Annotated in this window: 2 protein-coding genes; one reads left to right on the plus strand and one right to left on the minus strand. The window is 31.4% G+C overall.

What is annotated here, in order from left to right; translation table 11 throughout:
- Positions 1–501: 501 nt before the first annotated feature.
- Positions 502–1728 carry an IS256 family transposase gene (locus tag HKP48_RS04015; protein ID WP_296343074.1) on the minus strand — a complete coding sequence of 409 codons (1227 nt, stop codon included), beginning with the start codon at positions 1726–1728 and terminating at the stop codon, positions 502–504.
- 98 nt (positions 1729–1826) lie between these two features.
- Here HKP48_RS04015 and HKP48_RS04020 point away from each other — a divergent pair, with 98 nt between their 5' ends.
- Positions 1827–1967 (plus strand): hypothetical protein, encoded by a 141-nt coding sequence (locus tag HKP48_RS04020; protein WP_296343076.1) that lies wholly within the window; start codon positions 1827–1829, stop codon positions 1965–1967.
- Positions 1968–2043: the final 76 nt, after the last annotated feature.

The following is a 2043-nucleotide window of genomic DNA, read 5'->3' on the forward strand; positions in this document are numbered from 1 at the left end:
AGATATAGGTGCTGAAAAAATTAGATATGAATATGAGCATTATTATTTTTGTATAGCTACTGAAAAGGTAGAAAGTCTTGAAGCACATTTTAAAAAAATTGGATTACCCTTATTAACAGTTTAAAAAAGTGATACCTAAAATAAATTTGTTTACAAGGCATAGCTAGAGAAATTAATTGTAATTAAGAATCAAAAAAATAAAATAGTTTACTTTTTACATGGTAAAGTGCAAAATTTAGTTTTACTGAAATCTCATAATATCTCAGTATCTAAAGAGAAAACTAAATCTAGTTAGCTAAACTATATTAAGCCTAATCAATAATTGATTACAACACCAAAAAAGGTTGAGAAAAAATCCTCAACCCTTTTTATTTTCAAATGGGAGTATAATTTAAACTCTGTCTGATGATTTTTCCGTTTTAAAAATAATTTGATTTTTTCTTTCCATAATCATGATTTAAAAAAATCGAATTGTTTTTAAAATGAGCCCCAGCGGCAGCGTCACGCGTTGCTTGGTTCCCTGTTAATATCTAACTGGATTCTATCTCCAAATTTAATATATAATTGTTGAATAGTCAAACTCCAATTTTGAAGCGGGGTTGTCCATTTCTTTTCAATGTTTTTTGTGGCTAGGTAAACAAGCTTTAAAAGTGCCATATCGTTAGTAAAAGCGCCTTTTGTTTTGGTAACTTTTCGTACTTGACGATGAAATCCTTCCACAGCATTTGTGGTATAAATAATTCTTCTAATAGGTTCTGTATACTCAAAATAGGCAGATAATTCTTCCCAATTACGCTCCCAACTCTCTATAACTACTGGATATTTAGCTCCCCATTTTTCTGAGAGTTTTAGCAGTTCATCTTCTGCTACAGATTTATTTGTAGCCTTATACACCAATTTTAAATCTTTGATAAATTCCTTTTGGTCTTTAGAGGCTACGTATTTTAAGGAGTTGCGAATCTGGTGTACAATACATTTCTGTATTTGTGTTTTTGGAAAGATACTTAGAATAGCTTCACTAAATCCTTTTAAATTATCCGTGCAAGCTATTAAAATGTCTTGTAAACCTCTGTTGTTTAAATCTGTAAGAACTTGTAACCAAAAATTAGCACCTTCACTTTGGGAAACATACATCCCTAAAATTTCTTTCTTACCTTCTTTATTTACCCCTAAAATATTGTACAATGCTCGGTGTTCTATTTTACCGTTTATTCGTACTTTATAATGCATCGCATCCAACCAAACAATACAATAAAGGGCTTCTAAAGGTCTGTTTTGCCATGCCTTAATATCTGGTATAATTCGGTCTGTAATTTCTGATAAAACCGTATGTGAAATTTGCATATCATACATTTCTGAAATATGAGAACTGATGTCTCGAAGGCTCATCCCTAAGCCGTACAAACCTATAATTTTTTCTGATAGATTATCAGCTAAAATCGTCTGGCGTTTTTTAACAATACTTGGCTCAAAACTACTGTTTCTGTCAGTTGGAGTGCTAATTTCTACCTCGCCAATATTGGTCTTTAAAGTCTTTTTACCTTTGCCGTTTCGTTTGTTTTTATCTGAGCTTTCTGATAAATGTGATGACATTTCTGCTTCTAATGCCTTTTCTATAAATCCTTTGAGCATAGGCGCAAAAGCGCCATCTTTACCAAATAAACTCTTTCCTGATAATAACTGATCTAAGGCCTTTTTCTCAAAGGATTGTTGTTCTTCTGTGTTCATATTTTCTGTTTGAATAAAATTAATACTTTTTTTTCATTCAGACAGAGTTGAGTTTACAGTCTCTATGAAAATGCTATTGCTGAACGTATTAACGGTTTTTGAAGTACGAATTTGGTCTTAAAAAAACCATAAAATCAATTGCTATTGCTCAAAAAATAACCCAACAAGCTGTGCTTTTATACAACCACTTAAGAATGCATTGGAGTTTGGATTTAAAAACACCACATGAAGTACATTAACAATACAACAAACATGTAAACAAAAATTATAAACGAAAAAAGAACCCTAATTCACCGGTGTAGGAATGTTGGTAAC

The sequence above is a fragment of the Winogradskyella sp. genome (assembly GCF_013042245.1).
In the GTDB taxonomy this organism is placed as follows: domain Bacteria; phylum Bacteroidota; class Bacteroidia; order Flavobacteriales; family Flavobacteriaceae; genus Winogradskyella.

Coding starts and splice junctions, on each gene's coding strand:
- HKP48_RS04015 (WP_296343074.1), bottom strand. CDS start 1,728: ATGAACACAGAAGAACAACAATCCTTTGAGAAAAAGGCCTTAGATCAG.